The sequence below is a fragment of the Streptomyces sp. NPDC042100 genome (assembly GCF_055582325.1).
Genome location: NZ_JBVJDK010000001.1, coordinates 80,327 through 105,069, shown reverse-complemented (window position 1 = coordinate 105,069; position 24,743 = coordinate 80,327). Strand labels below are relative to the sequence as shown.

Genomic DNA, 24,743 nt, shown 5'->3' with positions numbered 1-24,743 from the left:
CGGGTCACTCCCTTTCCCTGCCCGCCGGCCGTCGCCGACCGGCCGAGCCTACCCCGAACGGCCCTGCGGGGAATTCCGCGCTCCGTGTACGTCCCGTGAACGGGGGCCTCCGGCGGCGGCCTAGCCGGCCCGCCGGTGCATCTTCGAACGGGACCGCTTCTCGATGTACATCCGCTGGTCCGCGCTGTTCAGGACCTCTTCCACGGTCATGCCGCACTCGGCCCAGCCGATGCCGAAGCTGGCCCCGACCCGGACCGCCCGCCCGTCCACCCGGATCGGCGGAATGATCGCGTTCCGCAGCCGCACCGCGAGGTCGGCGGCGTCGGCCGCGCCCAGGCCGTCGGCGAGGACCACGAACTCGTCGCCGCCGAGCCGGGCGACCGTGTCCCCGTCCCGTACTCCCGTGGTGAGCCGGCGGGCGACCTCGATGAGGACGGCGTCGCCGGTGTGGTGCCCGAAGCGGTCGTTGATCGACTTGAAGCCGTCCAGGTCGCAGAAGAGGACCGCGAGCCCCTTCGTGCCGTCGTCGACCTCGCCGCCGCTCGGGGCGACGGAGTGCACGTGCCCGTCGTACGCGCCGGCGGCGGCGCCGACCGGGCTGAAGCCGAAGCCGTGCCCGTGTCCCTGTTCGTAGTCGTACTCGTAGGGCGGCTCGTACGCGTCGGCGGAGGCGCCGGAGCCGGCGAAGGGACGCTCGCAGAGCCGGGCGGAGAGCCGGGAGCGGAGCTCGGCGCTGTTCGGCAGGCCGGTGAGGGCGTCGTGCGAGGCGCGGTGGGCGAGCTGGAGCTCGTGCCGCTTGCGCTCCTCGATGTCCTCGACGTGGGTGAGGAGGAAGCGGGGGCCGTCGGTGGTGTCGGCGACGACCGAGTTGCGCAGGGAGACCCAGACGTACGTGCCGTCCCGGCGGCCGAGGCGCAGCTCGGCCCGGCCGCCCTCGGCGGAGGTGCGGAGCAGGGTGCCTATGTCCTCGGGGTGGACGAGATCGGCGAAGGAGTAGCGGCGCATCACGGAGGCGGGGCGGCCGAGCAGCCGGCACAGCGCGTCGTTGGTGCGCAGCAGGCGGCCGTGCTGGTCGCCGCCCATCTCGGCGATGGCCATGCCGGAGGGCGCGTACTCGAAGGCCTGCCGGAACGACTCCTCGCTGGCGCGCAGGGCCTGCTGCTCGCGTTCGAGGCGGACGAGGGCGCGCTGCATGTTGGAGCGGAGCCGGGCGTTGCTGATGGCGATGCCGGACTGGGAGGCGTACATCTGGAGGGCTTCGCGGCCCCAGGGGCCGGGGTGGCGTCCGTTGCGCGGGCGGTCGACGGAGATGACGCCGAGGAGCTCGCGGCCGGAGCCCGGGGGTCCCCCCGGGTGGGCGGAGCGGGCTCCGGAGGAGTACATGGGGGCGTAGAGGCGGTCGTGGGGGTGCCACTCGTCCTCGAAGCGGGGGGCGGGGCCCTCGGTGTGCCACTGCGGGACGTCGTCCTCGATGAGCACCCAGCCCTCGGTGTGCGGGATGAACCGCAGGTCGCCCCAGGACTCGCCCATGGTGAGGCGGCGGTCCCAGGAGGCGCGGGAGCCGACCCGGCCGGTGATCAGCGCTTCGGCGGCGGGGCTGCCGGCGAAGGCGGCGACGACCAGGTCTCCGTCGGGGCGCACGAGGTTGACGCAGGCCAGCTCATAGTTGAGGCCCGCGACGATGCCGTCGGCGACGGCCTGCAGGGTGTCCGCAAGGCTGCGGGCGGTGTTGAGGTCCGCCACGACCTGATGCAGCTGCCGCAGGGTCGCAAGACGGACGTACGGCTCCGACTCGGTCTCCATCGCTCGCTCTCCCCGAGACCTCGACAGCTAACTCCAGGGTTCTCATCGGCTTCGTACTGCACTGTCCCAGCCACTGAATCACAGCGAGCTGTGCACCCGGTACACAGGGTCAACAAATACTGCACTCTGTGACTCAAGTCACAGCAGGTCGGGGGGTGTTCCGAAGCTCCGGTGGACGTGCGGCGACGGCTCGGCGGAAGGGGTCCCGGGGCCGGCGGGGCCGGTCCTAGGACCGGCGGGGGAAGGCGGACCGGTCCCGGGGCCGATGCGGGGCGGCGGCGGGCCGGATTAGCGTGCGGGGGTGCTGCAGAAGACCCCCGCCCCGAGCCCCACCCGGCCGCCCGTGCGCGACCTGGCCATCCCTCATGCTGAGGGGGTGAGCGACGACGAGTTCAAGGCGGCGATGTCCCGCCTCGCGGCGGGCGTGGTCCTGGTGACCGCCCACGATCCGGACGACGGCCCCTCCGGCGAGGACGTCGGCATGACGGCGACCGCGTTCCTGTCGGTGTCGCTGGACCCGCCGCTGGTGCTGGTCAGCCTCCGCAACGACTCCCGCATGGACGACCTGCTCGCCGAGGTGCCGGTGTGGGCGGTGTCGCTGCTCGCCGAGAGCCAGCGGCACGTCGCCGGGCGGTTCGCGATGAAGGGCCGGGTCAGCGACCGGCTGCTCTTCGCCGACCTGCCGTACACCCGGGGCGAGCACAGCGGCGCCCCGCTGATCGGCGGCGCGCTGGCGACCCTGGAGTGCCGTACGGAGAGCCGGGTGGTGGCCGGCGACCACACGCTGGTCGTCGCGCGCGTGCTGGCGACGAACCTGCCCTCGGCGGAGGGCGGCCCGCTGGCGTACTTCCGCGGGCGGTACCGCACGCTGGGCTGAGCCGCGCGGCCCGGGGAGCCGGGCTCGGCCGGATGACCGGGCTCAGCCGGATGACCGGGCTCGGCCGGGTGACCGGGCTCGGCCGGGTGACCGGGCTCGGCCGGGTGACCGGGCTCGGCTGGACTACCAGTCGCGGCCCTGGCGGCCCCGCTTGGTGTCCGAGCGCTGCTTCTTCTCGCGCAGCCGCCGCTCGTTGATCCCGCGCGGGATCCGGGTCGGGCGGCGCGGCTTCGGCGGCGGGGCGGTGGCCTCGGCGAGCAGCGCGGCGAGGCGGACGGCGGCGGTCTCGCGGTTGCGCCACTGGGAGCGGTGCTCCGAGGCGCGGACCGTGACGACACCGTTCACCAGGCGGCTCGCGAGCCGTTCGAGCGCGCGGGCCTTCCAGACGGCGGGCAGCGCCTCGGTCGCCGCGAGGTCGAAGCGGAGCTCCACCTGCGAGTCGCTGGTGTTGACGTGCTGCCCGCCCGGCCCCGACGACCGCGAGAAACGCCACTGGAGCTCGGCCTCGGGCAGCGAGACGGAGCCGCGGATGGGATACGGACCGGACATGCGGTCCATTGTTCGCCGCCACGGGCCCGCGCGTCACCCCGATTACGCCCGGGAGCTGGAACCGGCGCGCTCCGCCGTGCGTTATCGGGGATGAACACACCGCGATGAAAGGGACTCCCCATGGCTGTAAGCCTCTCCAAGGGCGGCAACGTCTCCCTGACCAAGGAGGCCCCGGGCCTCGCCGCCGTCACCGTGGGCCTCGGCTGGGACGTCCGCACGACCACCGGCACGGACTTCGACCTCGACGCCTCGGCGATCGGCGTCGACGGCGCGGGCAAGGTCGTCTCCGACGCGCACTTCGTCTTCTTCAACAACAAGTCCACCCCGGACCAGACCATCGTCCACACCGGTGACAACCGCACCGGCGAGGGCGGCGGCGACGACGAGCAGATCAACGTCAACCTGGCGGGCCTCCCGGCCGGCGTCGACAAGATCGTCTTCCCGGTCTCCATCTACGACGCGGTCAACCGCTCGCAGAACTTCGGCCAGGTGCGCAACGCGTACATCCGCATCGTCAACCAGGCGGGCGGCGCCGAGCTCGCGCGCTACGACCTCTCCGAGGACGCCGCCACCGAGACCGCCATGGTCTTCGGCGAGCTCTACCGCAACGGCGCCGAGTGGAAGTTCCGCGCCGTCGGCCAGGGCTACGCCTCGGGCCTTGAGGGCATCGCCCGCGACTTCGGCGTGAACATCTGATCCGTCACCCCCGCGTGAGCCGGAGCCCCCATGTCCCAGGGCGTGGGGGCTCTACGCTTGCCGCGTGATCGTCGAACCCCTGGCCGCCAAGGACCCGCGCGACCTCCCCGGCCCGCTGCTCACCGAACTCACCGCGCTGTACGCGTCGAACCACGCGTTCCAGCAGCTCAGCGGCGACTTCCCGGACCCCGACGACATCCGGCCCGAGCAGGTCGCCGCCGCCCTCGCCGACGAGCTCGCGGAGCCGTCCGCCGAGGTGCTGCTGGCCCGCTCCGGGGGACGGCTCGTCGGCATCGCCGTCACCCTCGCGCACCACCCCGACCCGGCCGACCCGGACCCGTGGCTGGGCCTGCTGATGGTCCACGCCGAGGAGCAGCGGGCCGGGCACGGGCGGCGCCTCGCCACCTACGTGGCGGACCGCTTCCGCGCCGAGGGGCGCACCGGGCTGCGGCTCGCCGTGCTGGAGGACAACGCTCGGGCGCTGGCCTTCTGGACCTCCCTCGGGTACGAGGAGACCGCGCGCCGCCCGGACCTGGCGCACGGCCGGCCCTGCGTCGTCCTGCGCAAGGCGCTCTGACCCGGAGCGAAGGGCCGGGCGCCGGGACGCCAGGACCTCCGGACGCCAGGGCGGCGGGACGCCAGGGCCTCCGGACGCCAGGGCGGCGGGACGTCGGGACGTTTGGGCGTCGGGACGTCAGGGCCTCAGGGCGCCAGGGCGGCGGGACGTCGGGACGTTTGGGCGTCGGGACGTCAGGGCCTCAGGGCGTGGCGGGCTTCGCGTCGCCGTACAGCCACACGTCCCACACCCCGCTCAGGTCGCGGCCCGCGACGGACTCCACGTACCGCGTGAAGTCCTCCGTGGTGGCGTTGGCGTGCCGGTACTTCGCCGGCCAGCCCTTCAGGATCTCGAAGAACCTCTCGTCGCCGACCGCCTGCCGGACCTTGTGCAGCACCATCGCGCCCCGCTGGTAGACCGGCGAGGCGAACAGGTCGTCGGCGGTGGGCGGCGCGGCGGGCGGGAAGGCCCAGGCGTCCTCGTCGGCGAAGGCCCCGTCGAAGCTCTTCTGCGCGGGCGTGTCCTCGAAGTCCTCGTCGTACAGCCACTCCGCGTAGGTCGCGAAGCCCTCGTTCAGCCAGATGTCCTTCCAGGACGCCGGCGTGACGGAGTTCCCGTACCACTGGTGGGCCATCTCGTGGACCAGGGTCGGGGTGTTGAAGGAGCCGAAGGGGAACAGCGGGCGGCTCTGGGTCTCCAGGGCGTAGCCGACGTCGCCGTCCCGCTCGACGATCGCGCCGGCCGCGGCGAACGGGTACGGGCCGAAGTTCTCCGTCTCCCACTTCAGGATGTCCGGGACCTTCGCGCGCAGCGCGGCGCTCTTCGCGGCGACCTCCGGGTCGGCGGCGGTGAGCACGGGGACCTTGCCGAGCGCGGTCCCGGTCGTCGTGTCGTACCGCCCGATCGCGAGGGTCGCGAGATAGCTCGCCATCGGCTCCGGTGAGTGCCAGACGGAGGTGGTGCGCCCGTCGGCGGTGGTCTTCTCCGAGGTCAGCACCCCGTTGGAGACGGCCTTGAGCCCGGCGGGGACGGTGACCGTGAGGTCGTAGGCGGCCTTGTCGGAGGGGTGGTGGTTGCCGGGGAACCAGGCCATCGAGCCGGTCGGCTCGCCGACCGCGACGGCCCCGTCGGAGGTCTTGAGCCAGCCCTCCTTCGAACCGTCCGGGTCGGTGATGGTCTCCGGGACCCCGTCGTAGGTGACGACGGTGCGGAACTCGGAGCCCTTGTCGATCTCGTCGCGCGGCCGCAGGGTCAGCTCGTTCCCGGCGCGGCTGACGGAGGCGGGCGCGCCGTCGACGGTGGTGTCGCGGACGGTGAGCCCGGCGAGGTCGAGGTTGAAGGCGCTGAGGGTCTGGGTGGCCTTCGCGGTGATCTCGGCGCGCCCTTCGAGGCGGCCGGTGGCCGGGTCGTAGGCGAGGGTGAGGCCGTAGTGGCCGACGTCGTAGCCGCCGTTGCCGAGCCGGGGGAAGTACGGGTCGCGCAGCCCGGCGGCACCGGGCGTGCCCCGGACCCCGCCGGCTCCGCCGCCGGAGCAGCCGGCGGCGAGCAGGGCGAGGGCCGCGGTGAGGGCCAGGGCTCCGGTTCGGACGCGCGCGTTCACGAACCGATCCTAAACAGGCGTACGAACGTAAACAGGCGTACGAGGTAAACAGACGTACAAGATGAACGGGTGCGCCCAGTGAACGGGGCACCCAGCGCATGGGCGCATGGGCGCATGGGCGCATGGGCGTATGGGCGTGCGCCCGCACGGCCATACGGGCGGAGCCGGACATGACGGATCGGCGGCGCCCGGCGGGGGGTCCGGGTGCCGCCGATCCGCGCAGGGGACCGGGCCGGGGCCGGCCGCGCGGGCCGGGGCCGGGTCAGTCGTTGAGCGCGGCCACGCCCGCCTGGGCGAACTTCTCGTCCAGGTCGCCCGAGGGGGCGCCGGCCACGCCGATGCCCGCGATCGGGGCGCCGTTCGCGGCGACGGGGGCGCCGCCGGCGAGGAAGAGGGTGCCCGGGATGTCCTTCAGGTTCGGGGCCTGGGCGAGGCGGCCCGCGAGGACGGAGGTCGGGGCGTTCCAGGAGACGGCGGTGAACGCCTTGCGCTCGGCCGACTCGTAGGACTGCGGGCCGGCGCCGTCGCCGCGCAGGGTGACGATCGTGTTGCCGTTGCGGTCGACGACGGCGACGGAGACCCGCTGGTTCTCCTTCTCGGCGGCCTTCAGGGTGGCCTGCGCGGCCTTGGTGGCGGCGGCGATGGTCAGGTGGGTGTCCTGGCGCAGGTTGCCCCGGTCCGCGTCGCCCTTCTTCGCCACGGCGGCGGCGGGCGCGGCCTGCGGGGCGGAGGCGCTGGCGGAGACGGCGCCGAAGGTACCGGCGGCGATGACGGCGGCGGTGGTGGCGCCGAGGAGGATCTTCTTCTTCATGGCGGGCTCCTGGAAGTCGAGGGCGGCGGCCGGTGTCGGTGTTCCGTGTTCCGTTCGCTCTGCATCGATCCTCCGCCCGGAATCCGGGCCGTTCGGTCCACGATCCGGCTCGGCCCGGCGCGCACACTGGAGGACGGGGCCGTCAGCCGATCGGTTGATGCCGCCCTGGCCCCCTTGGGTCAGGATGGATGCGTACGACCAGGTCAACGGCTTGACTCGATGCTTGAGGTGGATGATGGAGCGCGACCCGGACGCCCGCTGGCTGGCGCGGGTCATGCACATCGCCTTCTTCCTGCTGCTCGGCGCCTCCCTCGCCCGCTTCCTGCTGCGCCACCCCTGGGAGGACCGCAGCCCCTGGATCGTCGCCCTGTCCGGCGCGCTGGCCTCGCTCTACCTCCTCGGGCCCGTCCTCGGTACCCGCGCCACGCCCCGGCGGATCGCCTGGCTGGGCACGGTCGTCGCCGTGTGGATGGTCCTCGTGGTGCTGGCGCCGAGCTTCGCCTGGTGCGCGGTGCCGCTGTTCTACACGGGCCTGCGCACCCTGCCGCCCAAGGCCGCCCTCGGGCTGGTCACGCTCCTCACCGCCTTCGTGGTGACGGCCCAGGTGAAGCTGTCGCACGGCGGCTGGGACCCGAACCTGGTGATCGCCCCGCCGGCCGTCGCCGCCATCGCGACCGCCGTGTTCGTGCACGCCGAACGGCAGGCGGACCGGCAGCGGGCGCTGATCGACGACCTGATCCGCACCCGCCGCGAACTGGCCGCGACCGAGCGGCGCGAGGGCACCCTCGCGGAGCGGCAGCGGCTCTCGATGGAGATCCACGACACCCTGGCGCAGGGCCTGTCCAGCCAGCAGATGCTGCTTCAGGCGGCCGACCGCACCTGGGACGGCGACCCGGCCACCGCCCGCCGGCACGTCCGCACCGCCCAGTCGATCGCCGAACGGAACCTCGCCGAGGCCCGCCGCTTCGTGCACGACCTGGCCCCGGCGGACCTCGCCGGGGGCGGCGGTCTGGAAGAGGCGCTGCGCGGGCTCGCGACGCGCGAGTCGGCCGCGTTCCGGGTGGACGGGACGCCCGTCGCGCTGCCGGACCGGGTGCAGTCGGCGCTGCTGCGGATCGCGCAGGGCGCCCTCGCCAACATCCGCGAGCACGCGGGCGCGAGCGCCGCCGCGCTGACCCTCAGCTATCTGGACGACCAGGTGGTGCTGGACGTCGCCGACGACGGGCGCGGCTTCGACCCGGCGCCCGCCCGCCCGGACGGCGGCGTCCGGGGCCACGGGCTGCCCGCGATGCGGGTGCGGGCCCGGCAGCTCGGCGGCACGCTGACGATCGAGTCCGCTCCCGGCGAGGGCACCGTGCTCTCGGCCGCGATCCCCCTCTCACACCCCCTGGAGGCAGGCGAGTGACCGTACGGATCCTGCTCTGCGACGACCACGCGGTGGTCCGCGCCGGACTGCTCGCCCTGCTGGGCAGCACCCCCGACATCGAGGTGGTCGGGGAGGCGGGCAGCGGCGAGGAGGCCGTGGCGATGGCCCAGCACCTGCGCCCGGACGTCGTCCTGATGGACCTCCAGCTCGGGCCGGGCATCGACGGCGTCGAGGCCACCCGGCGGATCTCCGGGGCGGGCTCCGGCGTCCACGTGCTCGTCCTCACCACGTACGACACCGACGCCGACATCACCCGCGCGATCGAGGCGGGCGCCACCGGCTACCTCCTGAAGGCCGAGCGGCCCGAGGAGCTGTTCGCCGCGATCCACTCGGCCGCGCGGGGCCGCACGACGCTGTCGCCGCCGGTCGCCAGCCGGGTGATGGACCGGATGCGGGGCGCGGCGGGCCCCACGCTCACCGACCGGGAGCGGGACATCCTCGGGCAGCTCGCGCACGGCCTCGGCAACCGGGAGATCGCCCGCGCGCTGTTCATCAGCGAGGCGACGGTCAAGACCCACCTGGGCCGCATCTACGCGAAGCTCGGCGTCGACACGCGCGCGGGTGCGGTGGCGGTGGCGAAGGAGCAGCGGCTGCTGCCGTAGCCGGGCCCGGGCAGCGGCTGCCGCCGTGGCCGGGCCCGGCACGGCGCCGGGCGGGGCGAGCCGCGCACTGCTACCCTGCGTTGCCATTCCAGCGCACAGTGTTATGCCCCGTGGGAGCGCACGTGAAGATCACCGTCGTCGGCGGCGGGCCCGCCGGTCTGTACTTCTCGATCCTGATGAAGCGCCAGGACCCGGCCCACGAGATCACCGTGTACGAGCGGAACCCGGCCGGCTCCACGTACGGCTGGGGCGTCACCTACTGGGCGGGGCTGCTCGACAAGCTGCGCGCGGGCGACCCCGAGTCCGCCGACGCGATCGCCGCCGCCTCCGTGACCTGGACCGACGGCGTCGCCATCGTCCGCGACGAGCGGACCACCCACCACGGCGACGCCGGCTTCGGCATCGGCCGCCGCCGGATGCTCAACCTGCTCGCCGACCGGGCCCGCGCGCTCGGCGTCCGCGTCGAGTTCGAGCACGGGATCGGCGGCCCGGACGCCCCCGAGCTGGCCGGCTCCGACCTGGTCGTGGCCGCCGACGGCGTGCACAGCGCGCTCCGCGAGGCGCACGCCGACCGCTTCGGCGCCGAGCTGACCAGCGGCCGCAACCAGTACATCTGGCTCGGCACCACCAAGGTCTTCGACTCCTTCAGCTTCGCCTTCAAGGAGACCGAGCACGGCTGGATCTGGTGCTACGCGTACGGCTTCAGCGGCGAGCGCTCCACCTGCGTCGTCGAGTGCTCCCCCGCCACCTGGACCGGCCTCGGGCTGGACCGGATGACCGAGGCGGACAGCCTGAACCTGCTGGAGAAGCTCTTCGCCGACCTCCTCGACGGCGAGCCGCTGATCGGGCGCGCGCACAGCGACGGCAGCGCCCAGTGGCTGACCTTCCGCACCCTGACCACCCGCGCCTGGCACCACGGCCGGCTCGTCCTCCTCGGCGACGCCGCCCACACCACCCACTACTCGATCGGCGCGGGCACCACCCTGGCCCTGGAGGACGCCCTCGCGCTGGCCGCCGCCCTGCGCCCGGCGGGCGACCTGGACGCCGCGCTCACCACGTACGGCGCGCGGCGCCGCGCGGAGCTCGTCTCGGCGCAGAGCGCGGCCCGCTACAGCGCCCAGTGGTACGAGAACCTGCCCCGGTACATGGCGCTGGAGCCGGCCAGGATGTTCGCCCTGCTCGGCCAGCGGCACTCCCCGCTGCTCCCGCACATCCCGCCGCAGCTCTACTACCGCCTGGACCGGGCCGCCGGGTCGCTGGAGCCGCTGCGCCGGCTCAAGCGCTGGCTGGGGCCCCGGGTGGCCCGGGCGGTGCACCGTTCCACCCGGGCATGACACCATCTCCCCGTGCTCGACATCGGCTACTCGCTCTCCCGCCGCTTCCCCGACCCGCCGCAGACGGACTACCGCCACGCGGACGTCCACGCGCTGCGGCACGACCTGTTCTGCGGTGACGTCTACCTCGCGGACACGGAGAAGGACCAGGAGGTGTCCACCGCCTGGGGATGGGTGCCGGTGCTCGACTTCGCGTGGGCGCTGTGCGACATCGTCGAGCAGCTCGACCAGGACCCGCGCGGCAGCCGTGCCGCGCAGCCGCGGTACGCGGAGCTCGACTTCACCGAGTCCTCGGACCGGATGCTGTTCGAGCGCCGCTTCGGCTGGGTGGACGTCGAGGCCGACTGGATGCCGGGCGAGGAGCCGCCGCTCACCTTCAACCACGCGGCCCTGCGCCGCGAGGCCCGCGACTTCCTCCACGACCTGATCGCCGACCTCACGGACATGCACGAGGGCCTCGCCGACAACCCGGCCGTGTGGTCCCTCCAGGCGAAGTTCCCGCGCGTGACGTAGCACGCGGACGTACGGGGGCGAGGCCGGGCGGCGGCGCGGGCCCGGACGGCGGGCGGCCAGCGCGGGCCCGGGGCCCAGCGGCCTCCGGGCCCCGGCAGCCCCGGGCCCGGCCCCGGAGGTCCCGGGCGTCAGTCCTCCACCCGCACCCCCAGCTGCGCCGCGAACACCGGCGCCAGGTCCAGGAGCTGGCCCGTGGAGATCACCGCGCCCGCCAGGGCGTCCACCCCCCGGGCGATCTCCACCCGCTGCGCCGTGCGCAGGTCCACGTCCTTCAGCGTCGCCCGGCTGAGCTCCACGCCCGTCACCACGCAGTCCCGGAACTCCACCCGCTCCAGCTTCGCGCCCCCGAAGTCCGGCTCGCTCAGCACACAGCCCTCGAAGAGCACGTCCCGCAGCTCGGCGCTCCGCAGATTCAGATAGTCGATCTTCCCGCCGCGCACCCACACCCGCTCCAGCACCGCGCCGTGCAGCTGCGTGCCGCCCAGCCGGGCGTCCACCAGCTCGACGTCCCGAAGCTGCGCCCCGGCCAGGTCGGTGCCCACCCCCCGTACGCCCGCGAGCACCGAGTCGAGGAAGCGGGCCGATCTCAGCCGCGTCTCGTCCAGCGCGCAGCCCCGCAGCGCGCAGTCCAGGAAGCGCGCCCCCGCGCCGTCCTGGCCCGCCAGGTCGAGCTCCTCGAACTCCACCCCGTCGTAGTCCCCGTCGGGGTCGAGACCGGGCCCGCCGAAGGGCGCCAGCGGCGGCAGCCGCACCTCCGGCCTGCGGACCTTCGCCACTTTCCTCACCGTCTTGCGCGTCATGCGTCCCATCGTGACGCACCCCACTGACAACGCCCCGCCCGCCGATGTCACGAACCCGCCCCCGCCGTCCGTCACCCCTGTGCGGCCCGGAGAACCCACCGGGCCCACGGACCACGAGGGAGCGGACCATGCGGAAGATCACCATCATCGGCGGCGGCTTCGCCGGACTCACCGCGGCGATCACCGCCGCCGAGGCGGGCGCCGACGTCACCCTGCACGAGGCGCACCACACCCTCGGCGGCCGGGCCCGCACCGCGCCGGGCCCGTACCTCACCAACGACGGCCCGCACGCCCTCTACTCCGGCGGCCCGCACTGGACCTGGCTCAAGCAGCGCGGACTCCTCGGCGAGCTCGCCCCGCTGCCGCCCCTCGCCGTCACCCGGCTGCGCTTCCACCACCGGGGCGCGCTGCGCCGCACGCCCCCGTTCGGCCTGCTGCGCCAGTCCCTCCGCGGCGGCGGACAGGCGCCCGTGGACACCGACTTCCTCACCTGGGCGAGCGGCCTCGTCGGCGAGACCGGCGCCCGCGCCGCCGCCGCGTACAGCGCGGTCGCGCTCTACCACCACGACCCGGGCGCGCTGTCCGCGCGGTTCGTGCAGGAGCGGCTGCACCGGGCCGCCTCGGTGCCGCCCGAGGCGCACTTCGTCAAGGGCGGCTGGGGCCGCCTGGTCGAGCGGATGGCCGCGCGCGCCCGGGAGCTCGGCGTCCGGATCGAGACCTCGTCCCGGATCGGGGGCCTGCCCGCGCAGGACGGCCCGGTCGTCGTCGCGACGGCCCTCAGCTCGGCCGCGCGCCTGCTCGACGACCCGTCGCTGACCTGGGAGTCGGGGCGCACGGTCCTGTTCGACCTGGCGCTGCGCACCCGCGCGGGCGACCCGTTCGCGGTCTCCGACCTGGACGCGCCCGGCTGGATCGAGCGCTTCACCACCCAGGACCCGAGCCTCGCCCCGGCCGGCGAGCAGCTGATCCAGGCCCAGTTGCCGATCGGCCCCGGCGCGTCGAAGGCGGACGGTGTGGCGCACGCGGAGCGGCTCCTGGACCTGGGCTTCGCGGGCTGGCGCGAGCGGACCGTGTGGCGGCGCGAGGCCGTCTCCCAGGGCCGTACGGGCGCGGTGGACCGCCCGGGCACGACCTGGCGCGACCGCCCGGCCATCGACCGGGGCGACGGCGTGTACCTGGTGGGCGACCAGGTGGCGGCGCCGGGGGTGCTGGCGGAGGTGTCGTTCACGAGCGCCGTGGAGGCGGTGTCCCTGGCCCTGCGCGGCACGCGCGGGCCGCGTCCCGCGCCACGGCCGCTTGACCTCAAGCGCGCTTGAGGTCGGAGGCTGGTGCCCACGAGTACGCACCGCGCACCCGCCGAGCACGCGACGAACAGGGGAACGCCATGCACGCCATCCGCCTCCACACCTACGGCCCCGCCGAGAACCTGACGTACGAGAGCGTCCCCGACCCGGTGCCCGGCCCCGGCCAGGTCCGGATCAGGGTCGCGGCGGCCGGCGTGCACCTCCTCGACACCGCGCTGCGCGAGGGGATGCCGGGCCCGTTCCCCGCGCCCGTCGAACTGCCCACGGTGCCCGGCCGCGAGGTCGCCGGCACCGTCGACGCGGTCGGCGAGGGCACCGACCCGGCCTGGCTCGGCAAGCGGGTCGTCGCCCACATCGGCATGGCCCCCGGCGGCTACGCCGAGCTCACCGTCACCGAGGCCGCGCGGCTCCACGAACTCCCCGGCCACCTGGGCGAGGCGGAGGCCGTGGCCATGATCGGCACGGGCCGCACCGCACTGGGCATCCTCCAGTTCACGGAGCTCGGCCCGGAGTCGGTCGCGATCGTCCCGGCCGCGGCGGGCGGCATCGGCACGCTGCTCGTGCAGTACGCGAAGAACGCGGGCGCGACGGTCGTCGGGCTCGCGGGCGGACCGGAGAAGGCCGCCAAGGTCCGGGCGAACGGCGCCGACCTGGCCGTCGACTACACGCTCCCCGACTGGCCGGAGCGGGTCCGCGCGTGGCTCGCGGGGCGCGCCGCGACGGTCGTCTTCGACTCGGTCGGCGGCGCCACCGGCCGCGCGGCGGTGGACCTGCTCGGCGAGGGCGGCCGGCACGTCGTCTTCGGCTGGTCGGGCCAGGGCGTCCACGACGGCGAACCGCTCACGTTCACCGCCGAGGAGCAGGCCGCCCGGGGCATCACGTCGGAGAGCGTCCTGGGCCCCGTCATGATCCAGAAGGCGGGCGGCGACGTCCGCGCCCTCGAACTCGCCGCCCTGGAGGCCGCCACGAAGGGCACCCTGCGCCCCGCCGTCCACCGCTTCCCCCTCGCGGAGGCGGCGAGGGCGCACCGCGCCCTGGAGACCCGGGGGACGACGGGAAAGGTGGTCCTGGTCCCGTGAGGGCCCTCAGACCCCGAGCACGTCCCAGGAGTGCCCCTTGAACTCCTTAAGGAACTCGGGGTGGTCCTCCCACATCCGGGCGATGGAGCGCAGCACGTCCCAGTTGTGCTCCAGCGCCTGGTCCACGACCTGGCGCAGCGCGGGCTCGGTCTCCCGCTTCTCCACCAGCCCGTTGACCGCCGAGGCGGCCTGCACGCTGTAGCGCAGCGCCCGCAGCGCGCGGGAGGTGTCGTCCATGCCGAAGCCGTGGTCGCTGCCGTTCGCGGGGTCGAAGAGGGGCGTGAGCCGCGCCTCGATGAAGGCGGTGATCCGCGCGAACCGCGCCTGAACGCCCATGTCGGTGCCGCTGTCGATGTCCGTGTCCATGCCCCCTTCCTACACCCCGCCCCCGCCCAGCTCGCGCAGCGCCCCGTCCGTCAGCCGGTACACGGTCCACTCGTCCTGCGGGCGGGCGCCCAGGGACTCGTAGAAGGCGATCGAGGGGGCGTTCCAGTTCAGCACCGACCACTCCAGCCGCTCGTAGCCGCGCTCCACGCAGATCCGGGCCAGCTCGGTCAGCAGGGCCTTGCCGTGCCCGCCGCCGCGCACCTCGGGGCGCACGTACAGGTCCTCCAGGTAGATGCCGTGGACCCCGCGCCAGGTGGAGAAGTTGAGGAACCAGAGCGCGAAGCCGGCGACCTCGCCGTCCGCCGTCTCGGCGATGTGGGCGTAGGCGGCGGGCCGCTCCCCGAACAGGGCCTCGTGGAGCTGCTCTTCGGTGGCGCGGGCCTCGTGGAGGGCCTTCTCGTACTCCGCGAGCTCGCGGACGAGGCGGTGGATGACGGGTACGTCGGCGGGGGTGGCGTTTCTGATCATGGGCTCAGGGTGCACCGGACCGGGCCCCGCGCGACAGCAGCGTCCGGGCGATGGACACCTGATCGGGGTCGAGGGCCGGTGCGCCGTCCTCGACGTCCCACAGGCCGTTCTGCAGCACCCGCCCCAGGGTCCAGGCGAGGGCCCGCTCCCGGTCGAGCCCCAGCCGCTCGGTCAGCAGGTCGAAGCGCCACAGCGTCTCGGCCGGGTCCGGGTTCCACAGGTCGGTGAGGGCCGGGAGCAGGTCGAAGCCGGGGTCGCCGGCCAGCGGCTTGGGGTCGATGGCCAGCCAGGGCTCGCGCTCGGCGGCCAGGATGTTGTCGTAGTGCAGGTCCCAGTGGAGCAGCCGGTCGCCGGGCTCGGGCAGGACCTCCCGCACGGCCGCCGCGCAGTCCCGCAGCAGGCGGGCGTCGTCGGCGCCGAGCCGGTCCGCCGCGGCGGGCGCCTCGGCGACCATCCGGCCGGCGATTCCGGACAGCGTGCGCAGCCCGGGCGGGGCGGGGTGGGAACTGAGGCCGGCCAGCAGGCCGGCGAGGATCCGGACGGCCTCGCGGTGGTCCGGGTGGGTCGAGAGGTGGCGGGTCTCGTCGGCCCGTTCGAGGAGCATCACGCCCGTCTCCGGGTCGTGGTCGAGCAGCCGCACGGCGCCGCGGCCGGCCCAGATCCGCAGCCCGGCCGGCTCGCCCTCGCTCTCCTCGTCGAGGATCTGGAGCTTGAGGGCGGCGGGGGTGCCGTCACTCCGGCGCACGGGCAGCACCAGGGAGGCCACGCCGTGCATCGAGGGGCCGGTGAGGACGAGGTCCCAGCGCGCCAGGAACTCCTCCGCGCGGGCGGGCAGCGCGGCGACGAAGGCGCGGCCCGCGGCCCCGTTGTACGTGGCCTGGGAGGCGGCCAGTTCGGCGGGGACGTGGATCGGCGCGCGGGAGGGAGGGCTCACGCACCGAGCCTAGACACCGGCGTCGCGCAGCGCCTTCGAGAATTGCCCCGCGTCGTAGAGGCCGTTGCCGGCGGCGAGCGGCTTGCCGTCGACGAGGACGGTGGGGGTGCCGCCGACGCCGGAGTCCTCGAAGGCGTGCTGGGCGGACTTCACCCAGTCCTTGTGCGCCTTGTCCCGGACGGCCTTGTCGAAGGCGGCGCCGCGCAGACCGGGCACCTGGTCGGCGATCTTCAGGAGGTGGTCGGTGGAGAAGCCGTCGCCGCCCTCGTCGGCGGGCTGACTCGCGAAGAGGTGCGCCATGAAGGTCGCGAAGGCGCCCGGGGCGCCGTCCGCCGCCGCCCGCAGCGCGTTGGCCGCGTCGGCGGAGCCCGTACCGCTGGTGCGGGAGTCGAGGAAGGAGGCGATCACGTACTCGATCCTCACGTCGCCGGCCGCGGCCCGCTCCGCGAGGACCTGGCCGGACGCGGCCTCGAACGTGGCGCAGTAGCTGCAGCGCGGGTCGACGAAAACCGTCACCGTGTGCGGGGCCTTGGGCTGCCCGACCACGATCCGGGGGCCGTCCACGGCGGCGGGCAGCTTGCCCAGCACGTCCGTGTGGTCCGCCTTCTCGACCGTGAAGCCGGCCGACGCCGAGGGGGAATCCTTCGAACAGGCCGTCCCCGCAAGGCCGATGACGGCGACGGTCAGCGCGGCGGCCACCGCCCGCCGGGTCCTGCGTACGCGCATGGCGAGGTCCTTCCACGACGGGGGGCACACGACGGAATCCGCAGCTTCGAACGTAGGCGGCGACGCGGCGGGCGGGAGGCCGCGAAAGGCCCGTATCCAGGGGACCAAGGGCCCGGTAGCCTCCCGCGCACGGACCCGGAAGAGGGATAGACATGAGCACGATCAACGGCGGCATCTCGTTCTGGTACGCGCGGGAGGGCGCGGCCGCGCCGCGCGAACCGCTGCCCGGCGACGTCACGGCCGACGTCTGCGTGGTCGGCGGCGGGTACACGGGTCTGTGGACCGCCTACTACCTCAAGAAGGCGGCGCCCTTCCTCAACGTCGTCGTCCTGGAGGCGAAGTTCTGCGGCTACGGGGCCTCCGGCCGCAACGGCGGCTGGCTCTACAACGGCATCGCCGGCCGCGACCGCTACGCGAAGCTGCACGGCCACGAGGCCGCCGTCCGGCTCCAGCACGCGATGAACGAGACGGTCGGCGAGGTGATCGACGTGTGCGCCGCCGAGGGCATCGACGCCGACCTGCACCGCGGCGGGGTCCTGGAGGTCGCGACGACCCCGGCGCAGCTGGCCCGCCTGAAGGAGTTCCACGCGGCCGAGCTCGCCTTCGGCGAGAAGGACCGGGAGCTGTACGGGGCCCGCGAGACCGCCGAGCGGGTGCGGATCGCGGGGGCCGTCGGTTCGAGCTGGACCCCGCACGGGGCGCGCCTGCACCCGGTGAAGCTGGTGAAGGGGCTGGCCGACGCGGTGGAGGCGCTCGGGGTGACGATCCACGAGTCGACGCCGGTGACCGAGATCCGCCCGAAGCACGCGGTCACGCCGTACGGGACGGTCCGCGCGCCCTATGTGCTGCGCTGCACGGAGGGTTTCACCGCCTCGCTCGCGGGCCAGCGGCGCACCTGGCTGCCGATGAACTCCTCGATGGTGGCGACCGAGCCGCTGACCGAGGCGCAGTGGGAGTCCATCGGCTGGAACGGCCTGGAGACCCTCGGCGACATGGCGCACGCCTACATGTACGCGCAGCGCACGGCGGACGGGCGGATCGCGCTGGGCGGCCGGGGCGTCCCGTACCGCTTCGGCTCGAAGACGGACAACGACGGCCGGACCCAGGCCCGGACGATCGAGGCGCTGCGCGAGATCCTGGTCCGCTTCTTCCCGCAGCTCGCGGGCGTACGGATCGATCACGCCTGGTCCGGCGTGCTCGGCGTGCCGCGCGACTGGTGCGCGACGGTGACCCTGGACCGCTCGACGGGCCTGGGCTGGGCGGGCGGCTACGTGGGCTCGGGCGTCGCGACGACGAACCTGGCGGCGCGCACCCTGCGCGACCTGATCCAGCAGGACTCGACGCCGTCGGGCCCCACCGCGCTGACCACCCTGCCCTGGGTGAACCACAAGGTGCGCAAGTGGGAGCCCGAGCCGCTGCGGTGGGTGGGCGTGCAGACGATGTACGCGGCGTTCCGCGGCGCCGACCGGCGCGAGGCGGTGGGCCGCACGGCGCACACGGACCCGGTGGCGACCTGGGCCAACCGCCTCAGCGGGCGCTGACCGGGAGCGCGTCGAACAGCCCGAGGAGCGGGCCGGGCAGCGGCTGCCCGGCCCCGAGGGCCTCGACGAGCACCCGCCCGTAGCGGATCTTGCGCCCCTTCTTGGTCCCGAAGAACCGCCGGAGCCGCTGCCCCGGGTCCCGCCCCTGCTGATCGGGCTGCCGCAGAAACGTCCGCAACGCCCGCCCCTCCCCTTCCTCCCGCACCACCTCGACGACCCGCTCGACCCCGAGCAGCCGCACGAACTCGTCCTCAAGGTCGGCGGAGCAGACGAAGACATCCCGCCCGGGCACCCCGCCCCGCTCCCAGGCCCGCTCGAAGTACCCCCGCTCCCGCTCGTCACAGAGCCCGAACAACGGCACCCCCAGCCCCCGAGGCCCCAGCACCCCCACGAACCGCCCCACGCTCATGGCCCCGCCCATCGGCACCACGCACACCCCGTCGCCCCCGAGATCCCACCCGCCCCGCCGCGCCGCGGCCTCGACGGCATGGACATCGCTGTCCCCCTCGACCAGCACGACGGCCCGCACCCCCGCCTCCCGGGCGACCCGTCCGACCCGCCCCCGCACGAGGCCGTCCCCGCCCCCGTCCCCGCCCCCGCCGGCGGCCCACCCGACGACGGCGTCCCGGAACGCGTCCATGCCCTCTCCCACCCAGCCCCTCCGAACCCGGCCCCACGCCGCGCGACACGGCTCCCGCCTACTCCTCGGCGACATCGATGCGGTACTCCGCGATCAGCTCCTGGAGGCCGCCGCGGTATCCCTTGCCCCCGATGCCCCCGATGACGGAGTCCCAGTCCCCGCTCGCCCGGCGCCGGAACGACCCCAGCACCAGGGCGGTCTCGCCGGCGCGTCCGTCGGCCACCCCCACCCGGCACAGCCCGACGCCACAGGCACCGCACGCGCGAAGGGCCGGCCCGGGAGCATCCCCCCGCACCGGCCCTCGGCCCTGGAGCCCCCTGTCGGGTTCGAACCGACGACCCCCGCTTTACAAGAGCGGTGCTCTGGCCAGCTGAGCTAAGGAGGCAGCCCGTGCAGTGTAACGAACCGGCGCCGGGGCGGGGGCGGGAATCTCGTGGGCCGGGGGTGCTGACAGATCGGGTAGCGGCGGGTAGCGTCACTTGCGGTTCACCCAGGTGGACTAGACCTCAATCCCTCCTTTACTCGGATCGTCCGGCACGTTCCTGCCGGTGAAGGGACACATCACCATGGCTTCCGTCACCTATGACAAGGCGACCCTGGTCTACCCCGGCGCCGAAAAGCCCTCCGTCAACGAGCTGGAGATCGAGATCGCCGACGGCGAGTTCCTCGTTCTCGTCGGCCCCTCCGGCTGTGGCAAGTCGACCTCGCTGCGCATGCTGGCCGGCCTGGAGGACGTCACCACCGGCGCCATCCGCATCGGCGACCGCGACGTCACGCACCTGCCCCCGAAGGACCGGGACATCGCCATGGTGTTCCAGAACTACGCGCTCTACCCGCACATGACCGTCGCCGACAACATGGGCTTCGCCCTCAAGATCGCCGGCGTCAACAAGAGCGAGATCCGCACCAAGGTCGAAGAGGCCGCGAAGATCCTCGACCTCACCGAGTACCTCGACCGCAAGCCGAAGGCGCTCTCCGGCGGTCAGCGCCAGCGCGTCGCCATGGGCCGCGCCATCGTGCGTGAGCCGCAGGTCTTCCTCATGGACGAGCCGCTGTCCAACCTGGACGCCAAGCTCCGCGTCTCGACCCGTACGCAGATCGCCAGCCTGCAGCGCCGGCTCGGCATCACCACGGTGTACGTGACCCACGACCAGACCGAGGCGCTCACCATGGGCGACCGCGTCGCCGTCCTCAAGGACGGTCTGCTCCAGCAGGTCGACACCCCGCGCACCATGTACGACAAGCCCGCCAACCTCTTCGTCGCCGGCTTCATCGGCTCCCCGGCCATGAACCTGATCGAGGTCCCGATCACCGACGGCGGCGTGAAGTTCGGCAACAGCGTCGTCCCGGTCTCCCGTGACGCCATCGCCGCCGCCTCCGCCAAGGGCGACACCACGGTCACCGTCGGCGTCCGCCCCGAGCACTTCGACGTGCAGAGCGCCGCCAGCAAGGACGGCCTCGCCGTGACCGTCAACGTCGTCGAGGAGCTCGGCTCCGACGGCTTCGTCTACGGCTCCACCCGCGTCGGCGGCGAGGACAAGGACGTGGTCGTCCGCGTCGGCGGCCGTGACGTCCCGGCGAAGGGCTCCACCCTCCAGGTCGTGCCCCGCCCCGACGAGCTCCACGTCTTCTCGACCTCGACCGGCGAGCGCCTCACCGACTGACCGGCTCACCGGCTGACCGGCTCCGGTACGCGCCGGGCGCACCCCGGCGCGCTCGGCTCGCCCGGCCGCACCTCCCGACGGCTCCGTCCCCGCTTGCGGGGGCGGAGCCGTTCGCGTACAGAAGGCATGAAACCCGGAGTCGGCGAAAACCCCGGCAGAACTGGGCAATCAGGCCCCCGACACCCCACCCTCGTCAACACGGGATTCGAAAAGACACTTCGAACCATCCCCCGCGAGAGTGACTAAATGTCGCCATATCACTACCGGCCGCTACGCTCGCCTGCGTGACGCACACTGCCCGCCGAATCGGCCGCTCTCTCGCCCTCGTCCTGCCCGTCGTCCTGGTGCTCTCCGGCACGCTCGCGGTGTCCGCCGTGCCGTGGGCCGGACGCGACTCCGGGACCGAGCTGCTGGCCTCGTCCACGGACGTCTCCACCCGCGCCAAGTCCCGCGCACCGCAGGATATTCTGCGCGACCAGCTCCTCGCAGAGCTTCAGGAGAAGGACCCCGGAACGGCCCTCACCCACCTCCAGCGCGAGGTCGAGAACCGCCCGTCCCTCGCCAAGCACTGCATGTCCATCGCCCGCTCCCTCGGCGCCGCCGCCGTGCGCCACTACGGCCCCGCGCGCGCCCAGTCCTTCTCCCGCCCGGTCTGCGACACCTCCTTCGCGACCGGCGTCATGCACGCGGGCTGAGTGGGGTCCGGCACCGCCGGTGCGCATATCGTTCCCGGTATGCATACCTCCCCGACGCAGGCCGTGGTCCTGGCGGGCGGCCAGGGCTCGCGGCTGCGCCCGTACACCGACGACCGCCCCAAGCCGATGGTCGAGATCCCGGGCACCGGGACCCCGATCATCGGCCATCAGCTTTCCTGGCTCGCCGCCGAGGGAGTGACGGACGTCGTCGTCTCCTGCGGGCACCTGGCAGAGGTGCTCCAGGAGTGGCTGGACGGCGCCGTGCTGCCCCTCAAGGTGACCACGGTCGTCGAGACGGAGCCGCTCGGCCGAGGCGGCGGCCTCAAGTACGCCGCCGCCCACCTGCCCGAGCCCGACCGGCCCTGGTACGCCACCAACGGCGACATCTGGACCCGCTTCTCGCTGCGCGAGATGGCCGAGTTCCACGAGGAGCGCGACGCCACCGCGACCCTCGCCCTGGCCCGCCCCCGCATCCCCTGGGGCGCCGTCGAGACCGACGCCTTCGGCCACATCACCGACTTCATCGAGTCGCCGCCGTCCCCGTACCTCATCAACGCGGGCGTGTACGTCTTCTCCGCCGCCTTCACGGATCTGCTGCCCGACCTCGGCGACCACGAGCGCACCACCTTCCCCCGGCTCGCCCGCGAGCGGCGCCTGGCCGGCTTCCCGCTGCCCCAGGGGGCCTACTGGCGGGCCATCGACACCGCCAAGGACCTCACCGAGGCCGCCAAGGAGCTCGCCGCCCACGCCTAGGGCCCGTGACGACAGGCCCCAGGCCCCCGCCCGACCCGGCGGCGCGCGCTCAGAGCAGCGCCGCCGCCGTCAGCGCCAGGGCCGAGCCGGCTCCGCAGGATCGCCAGGTCGGCGAGCAGCGCCAGGGAGGAGAAGGCCCGGCACGACGAACACACCCTCGCCGTGTACGAGCGGGCCGGGTTCGCCGGGGCCGCCGCCGACCGGGCCGCCGCCGCCGTCTTCACGTACGTCCTCGACGCCCTCCTCGACGGCCTCCAGGCCCGCCTGGCCCGAGGACGGACACGAGGAAGGGCCCGGGTGCGTGGCACCCGGGCCCTTCACGTCTCCCGTACGTCAGCCCAGCAGGCCGCCGATCGGGTTCTGCGGACCGGACGTGGACGAACCGCCGTCCGAGGAGCCGCCACCGCCGCTGCCGCCGCTGCTCGGGGTGCCGCTCGTGCCGCCCGAACCGCCCGCGCCGGAACCGGAGCCCGTCGAGCTCGGCGGCGCCGCCGTACGCGACTGGCTCGGGCTGCGGGTGCCGCCGCCCTGCGTGGCCGAGGGGCTGGTCCGCCGGCTGCGGGGCGGCTCCGCCGTCTTCGAGGGCTTCGCCGTCTTCTCGGACCGCGCGCCCTCGCTCGCCCCGCTCGTCGCCGAGGGCTCGGGGCTCTTCGGCTGCTTGCGCGACGGGCCCGCGGCGCCGGGCTCCTTCGGCAGCGGCTGGCCGGGCAGGTGGTTGACCGGGTCGTCGTCCGGACCCGGCACCGTCACCATCTGCGTGGACCGCACGGCCCCGCCGAGCATCGAGCCGCCCAGCAGCGTCAGCCCGACGACGACCGCGGCGACGATCGCGCCCCGGCGCAGCACCCGGCGGCGCAGCTCCCACAGCTCGGAGCGCGGCCCGAGGGTCCGCCAGGCCTCGCCGGCCAGCCGCCCGTCGATCGAGTACACCGGGGCGCCCGCGATGATCAGCGGCGACCAGGCGGCCAGGAAGATGATGTCGGGCGCGTCGTAGACCGGGACGGTCTTCCAGCTCACCGTCAGGATCAGCGCCGCCGACAGCATCGCGCCGACCACGGCGGCGACCCGCTGCCACAGGCCCAGCACCGTCAGGACGCCGACGACGACCTGGAGGAAGGCGACCGTGAGGCCCGCGCCGACCGGGTGCTGGAGGGCGAAGTCGCGCAGCGGCTCGGCGAGCGGCCACGGGTGCAGCGAGTTCAGCCACTTGACCATCGAGCCGCGCTCGCCGCCGTCGAAGTAGACGGGGTCGCAGAGCTTGCCCATGCCCGCGTAGATGGAGATGAAGCCGAGGAAGACCCGCAGCGGCAGCAGCACCACGCCCAGGTTCATCCGGCGGCCCGGGTAGTAGGCGTGCCGCACCGCGTCCGCGCCGTGCCGCTGCGCGGCCCGGCCGTCCGGGTCGGCGCCCGGGTCGTGGGCGTCCGGCCCGATCGCGTAGACCTCGTCGTACGCGCCCCCGTCGTACGCCCCCTCGGCGCGCCGCATCGGCGGCAGCAGCGGGGCGGCGGGGCCGGCGGGCACCACCGGGGTCGGCATCGTGTCGTCGATGCGCGGGATGGTCTGCGTCGCCGGTTCCAGCGTGGAGACCGAGGCGGCCACCGACGATTCGCGCACCGCCTGGAGCAGACCGCCCGCGCCGGGCGCGGACTTCCCGGTCCACACGACGGGCCGGCGGCGCGCGCCACCCGCCGCGGCACCTCCCACGGCCGCTCCGGCGAGGGCGGCGATACGGGGGTTCACGGCGAACTTCGGCTGTTGGGCCGGCGCGAGCCGCACACGGAAGCTGGCGTGGTTCACGATCACCTGGGCGGGATCGGAATCCACTTTGACCATGCTCAGCGCGGGCTGATCGTCGAACCCCGGCCGGGGCGTTCTGGTGTCCACACTCATCTAACCGAGTGACGCGCGGTTAGGACACTGCCTTGACGGCTCCCAAATGTCCGAGACCCGTCAAGATCACGGAGGGGGCGCGTCCCCCGATCGGGTCAGCCCGTCCGGGGGACGCCGGGGCGGCGGGTCAGCGCGCCCGGCGGCGCGCCGCCTCGTACAGCACGACACCCGCGGCGACACCGGCGTTCAGCGACTCGGCGCCGCCCGGCATCGGGATGCGGACGAGGTAGTCGCAGGTCTCGCCGACGAGCCGGCCGAGGCCCTTGCCCTCGGAGCCGACGACGATGACGACCGGGCCGGCCAGCGCGTCCAGCTCCTGCACCTCGTGCGTGCCCTCGGCGGCGAGGCCGACGACCGCGATGCCGGCCTTCTTGTACTCCTGGAGCGCGCGGGTCAGGTTGGTGACCCGGGCGACCGGGGTGCGCGCGGCGGTGCCGGCGGAGGTCTTCCAGGCACCGGCGGTCATGCCGGCCGCGCGGCGCTCGGGGATGACCACGCCGTGGCCGCCGAAGGCGGAGACGGAACGGACGATCGCGCCGAGGTTGCGCGGGTCGGTGACGCCGTCGAGGGCCACGATCAGCGGGTCCTCGCCGTCGTCGTACGCGGCGGCGGTCAGGTCCTCCGGGTGCGCGTACTCGTACGGCGGGACCTGGAGCACCAGACCCTGGTGGTTGAGCCCGTTGGTCATCCGGTCGAGCTCGGGGCGCGGGGCCTCCATCAGGTTGATGTTGCCGCGCGCGCCGGCGAGCTGGAGCGCCTCGCGCACCCGCTCGTCGTTGTCGATGAACTGCTGCACGTACAGCGTCGTGGCGGGCACGCCGTCGCGCAGCGCCTCGAAGACCGGGTTGCGGCCGACGACCATCTCGCTCTGGCCCTTGGGACCGCCGCGGCGGGGGGCGGGGCGGCGCTTGGCGGCCTGCCGGGCCATGGCGTTGGAGACGCGGAAGGCCTTGTGGCCCTTGCGGTCCTCCGCCTTGGGCGTCGGGCCCTTGCCTTCCAGGCCCTTGCGCCGCTGGCCACCGCTGCCGACCGTCGCGCCCTTCTTGTTGGACGTGCGGCGGTTCCTGCGCTGGCTGTTCCCGGCCATGACTA

26 protein-coding genes and 1 tRNA gene are annotated in these 24,743 nt (G+C 74.1%); 13 read left to right on the top strand and 14 right to left on the bottom strand.

Going from position 1 to position 24,743, the window contains the following annotated elements:
• Positions 1-120: 120 nt before the first annotated feature.
• Positions 121-1,803: a diguanylate cyclase CdgB gene (gene cdgB / locus ACZ6J5_RS00550; protein ID WP_469386200.1), complete on the bottom strand. Its 1,683-nt coding sequence runs from the start codon at positions 1,801-1,803 to the stop codon at positions 121-123.
• 301 nt (positions 1,804-2,104) lie between these two features.
• On the opposite strand from cdgB, the gene ACZ6J5_RS00545 reads away from it, so the two are divergent.
• Complete coding sequence (locus tag ACZ6J5_RS00545; protein ID WP_469386198.1) at positions 2,105-2,680, top strand: flavin reductase family protein; 576 nt, start codon at positions 2,105-2,107, stop codon at positions 2,678-2,680.
• 123 nt (positions 2,681-2,803) lie between these two features.
• Here the strand turns inward: ACZ6J5_RS00545 and arfB are convergent, their stop codons facing one another.
• Complete coding sequence (gene arfB / locus ACZ6J5_RS00540; RefSeq protein WP_469386196.1) at positions 2,804-3,238, bottom strand: alternative ribosome rescue aminoacyl-tRNA hydrolase ArfB; 435 nt, start codon at positions 3,236-3,238, stop codon at positions 2,804-2,806.
• A gap of 111 nt (positions 3,239-3,349) precedes the next feature.
• Between arfB and ACZ6J5_RS00535 the strand changes: the two genes are divergently transcribed.
• Together ACZ6J5_RS00535 and ACZ6J5_RS00530 are read left to right on the top strand one after the other, a co-directional pair.
• On the top strand, positions 3,350-3,925 hold the full coding sequence (locus ACZ6J5_RS00535) for a TerD family protein (RefSeq protein WP_469386194.1): 576 nt from the start codon (positions 3,350-3,352) through the stop codon (positions 3,923-3,925).
• Positions 3,926-3,989: 64 nt separating this feature from the next.
• On the top strand, positions 3,990-4,502 hold the full coding sequence (locus ACZ6J5_RS00530) for a GNAT family N-acetyltransferase (RefSeq protein ID WP_469386192.1): 513 nt from the start codon (positions 3,990-3,992) through the stop codon (positions 4,500-4,502).
• Between the two features lie 181 nt (positions 4,503-4,683).
• Here ACZ6J5_RS00530 and ACZ6J5_RS00525 read toward each other — a convergent pair whose 3' ends face one another.
• On the bottom strand, positions 4,684-6,081 hold the full coding sequence (locus ACZ6J5_RS00525; RefSeq protein WP_469386190.1) for a M1 family metallopeptidase: 1,398 nt from the start codon (positions 6,079-6,081) through the stop codon (positions 4,684-4,686).
• Between the two features lie 262 nt (positions 6,082-6,343).
• On the bottom strand, positions 6,344-6,892 hold the full coding sequence (locus tag ACZ6J5_RS00520; protein ID WP_469386188.1) for a GlcG/HbpS family heme-binding protein: 549 nt from the start codon (positions 6,890-6,892) through the stop codon (positions 6,344-6,346).
• A gap of 232 nt (positions 6,893-7,124) precedes the next feature.
• On the opposite strand from ACZ6J5_RS00520, the gene ACZ6J5_RS00515 reads away from it, so the two are divergent.
• From ACZ6J5_RS00515 to ACZ6J5_RS00500, 4 genes are all read left to right on the top strand, one after another.
• A complete protein-coding gene (locus tag ACZ6J5_RS00515; RefSeq protein WP_469386186.1) occupies positions 7,125-8,297 on the top strand; it encodes a sensor histidine kinase in 1,173 nt (390 codons plus the stop codon).
• Positions 8,294-8,920 (top strand): response regulator, encoded by a 627-nt coding sequence (locus ACZ6J5_RS00510; RefSeq protein ID WP_469386184.1) that lies wholly within the window; start codon positions 8,294-8,296, stop codon positions 8,918-8,920. The genes ACZ6J5_RS00515 and ACZ6J5_RS00510 overlap by 4 nt, the downstream gene beginning before the upstream one ends.
• A gap of 122 nt (positions 8,921-9,042) precedes the next feature.
• Positions 9,043-10,254, top strand: coding sequence for an FAD-dependent monooxygenase (locus ACZ6J5_RS00505; protein WP_469386183.1), 1,212 nt, complete (start codon positions 9,043-9,045; stop codon positions 10,252-10,254).
• 12 nt (positions 10,255-10,266) lie between these two features.
• Positions 10,267-10,767 carry a hypothetical protein gene (locus ACZ6J5_RS00500; protein WP_469386181.1) on the top strand — a complete coding sequence of 167 codons (501 nt, stop codon included), beginning with the start codon at positions 10,267-10,269 and terminating at the stop codon, positions 10,765-10,767.
• A gap of 128 nt (positions 10,768-10,895) precedes the next feature.
• Here ACZ6J5_RS00500 and ACZ6J5_RS00495 read toward each other — a convergent pair whose 3' ends face one another.
• On the bottom strand, positions 10,896-11,576 hold the full coding sequence (locus ACZ6J5_RS00495) for a pentapeptide repeat-containing protein (protein WP_469386179.1): 681 nt from the start codon (positions 11,574-11,576) through the stop codon (positions 10,896-10,898).
• A gap of 119 nt (positions 11,577-11,695) precedes the next feature.
• Between ACZ6J5_RS00495 and ACZ6J5_RS00490 the strand changes: the two genes are divergently transcribed.
• Both ACZ6J5_RS00490 and ACZ6J5_RS00485 read left to right on the top strand, forming a co-directional pair.
• A complete protein-coding gene (locus ACZ6J5_RS00490; RefSeq protein WP_469386177.1) occupies positions 11,696-12,883 on the top strand; it encodes an FAD-dependent oxidoreductase in 1,188 nt (395 codons plus the stop codon).
• Positions 12,884-12,951: 68 nt separating this feature from the next.
• A complete protein-coding gene (locus tag ACZ6J5_RS00485) occupies positions 12,952-13,950 on the top strand; it encodes a zinc-binding dehydrogenase (RefSeq protein WP_469386175.1) in 999 nt (332 codons plus the stop codon).
• Between the two features lie 6 nt (positions 13,951-13,956).
• Here ACZ6J5_RS00485 and ACZ6J5_RS00480 read toward each other — a convergent pair whose 3' ends face one another.
• The 4 genes from ACZ6J5_RS00480 to ACZ6J5_RS00465 are packed head-to-tail and all read right to left on the bottom strand — an operon-like array spanning position 13,957 to position 16,465.
• Positions 13,957-14,316 carry a hypothetical protein gene (locus ACZ6J5_RS00480; RefSeq protein WP_469386173.1) on the bottom strand — a complete coding sequence of 120 codons (360 nt, stop codon included), beginning with the start codon at positions 14,314-14,316 and terminating at the stop codon, positions 13,957-13,959.
• Between the two features lie 9 nt (positions 14,317-14,325).
• Entirely contained in the window at positions 14,326-14,805 is a 480-nt protein-coding gene (locus ACZ6J5_RS00475) for a GNAT family N-acetyltransferase (protein ID WP_362482200.1), read from the bottom strand.
• Between the two features lie 4 nt (positions 14,806-14,809).
• Entirely contained in the window at positions 14,810-15,715 is a 906-nt protein-coding gene (locus ACZ6J5_RS00470) for an aminoglycoside phosphotransferase family protein (RefSeq protein WP_469387387.1), read from the bottom strand.
• A gap of 33 nt (positions 15,716-15,748) precedes the next feature.
• Entirely contained in the window at positions 15,749-16,465 is a 717-nt protein-coding gene (locus ACZ6J5_RS00465) for a DsbA family protein (RefSeq protein ID WP_469386171.1), read from the bottom strand.
• Between the two features lie 152 nt (positions 16,466-16,617).
• Between ACZ6J5_RS00465 and ACZ6J5_RS00460 the strand changes: the two genes are divergently transcribed.
• A complete protein-coding gene (locus ACZ6J5_RS00460) occupies positions 16,618-18,006 on the top strand; it encodes an NAD(P)/FAD-dependent oxidoreductase (RefSeq protein ID WP_469386169.1) in 1,389 nt (462 codons plus the stop codon).
• Here the strand turns inward: ACZ6J5_RS00460 and ACZ6J5_RS00455 are convergent.
• The 3 genes from ACZ6J5_RS00455 to ACZ6J5_RS00445 all read right to left on the bottom strand — a co-directional run bounded on the left by ACZ6J5_RS00455 (position 17,993) and on the right by ACZ6J5_RS00445 (position 19,031).
• Positions 17,993-18,646 carry a TOPRIM nucleotidyl transferase/hydrolase domain-containing protein gene (locus tag ACZ6J5_RS00455; protein WP_469386167.1) on the bottom strand — a complete coding sequence of 218 codons (654 nt, stop codon included), beginning with the start codon at positions 18,644-18,646 and terminating at the stop codon, positions 17,993-17,995. The genes ACZ6J5_RS00460 and ACZ6J5_RS00455 overlap by 14 nt on opposite strands.
• A gap of 58 nt (positions 18,647-18,704) precedes the next feature.
• Positions 18,705-18,869 carry a TerD family protein gene (locus ACZ6J5_RS00450; RefSeq protein ID WP_469386165.1) on the bottom strand — a complete coding sequence of 55 codons (165 nt, stop codon included), beginning with the start codon at positions 18,867-18,869 and terminating at the stop codon, positions 18,705-18,707.
• Between the two features lie 85 nt (positions 18,870-18,954).
• Positions 18,955-19,031, bottom strand: a tRNA-Thr gene (locus tag ACZ6J5_RS00445).
• A 181-nt stretch (positions 19,032-19,212) separates the two neighbouring features.
• Here ACZ6J5_RS00445 and ACZ6J5_RS00440 point away from each other — a divergent pair.
• From ACZ6J5_RS00440 to ACZ6J5_RS00430, 3 genes are all read left to right on the top strand, one after another.
• Complete coding sequence (locus ACZ6J5_RS00440; RefSeq protein ID WP_469386163.1) at positions 19,213-20,310, top strand: ABC transporter ATP-binding protein; 1,098 nt, start codon at positions 19,213-19,215, stop codon at positions 20,308-20,310.
• Positions 20,311-20,594: 284 nt separating this feature from the next.
• Positions 20,595-21,005 (top strand): hypothetical protein, encoded by a 411-nt coding sequence (locus ACZ6J5_RS00435; RefSeq protein ID WP_362482222.1) that lies wholly within the window; start codon positions 20,595-20,597, stop codon positions 21,003-21,005.
• A 39-nt stretch (positions 21,006-21,044) separates the two neighbouring features.
• On the top strand, positions 21,045-21,758 hold the full coding sequence (locus ACZ6J5_RS00430; protein ID WP_469386161.1) for a nucleotidyltransferase family protein: 714 nt from the start codon (positions 21,045-21,047) through the stop codon (positions 21,756-21,758).
• A 333-nt stretch (positions 21,759-22,091) separates the two neighbouring features.
• On the opposite strand, the gene ACZ6J5_RS00425 is transcribed toward ACZ6J5_RS00430, so the two are convergent.
• Together ACZ6J5_RS00425 and rlmB are read right to left on the bottom strand one after the other, a co-directional pair.
• On the bottom strand, positions 22,092-23,651 hold the full coding sequence (locus tag ACZ6J5_RS00425) for a DoxX family membrane protein (RefSeq protein WP_469386159.1): 1,560 nt from the start codon (positions 23,649-23,651) through the stop codon (positions 22,092-22,094).
• A 127-nt stretch (positions 23,652-23,778) separates the two neighbouring features.
• Positions 23,779-24,738 (bottom strand): 23S rRNA (guanosine(2251)-2'-O)-methyltransferase RlmB, encoded by a 960-nt coding sequence (gene rlmB / locus ACZ6J5_RS00420; RefSeq protein WP_469386157.1) that lies wholly within the window; start codon positions 24,736-24,738, stop codon positions 23,779-23,781.
• Positions 24,739-24,743: the final 5 nt, after the last annotated feature.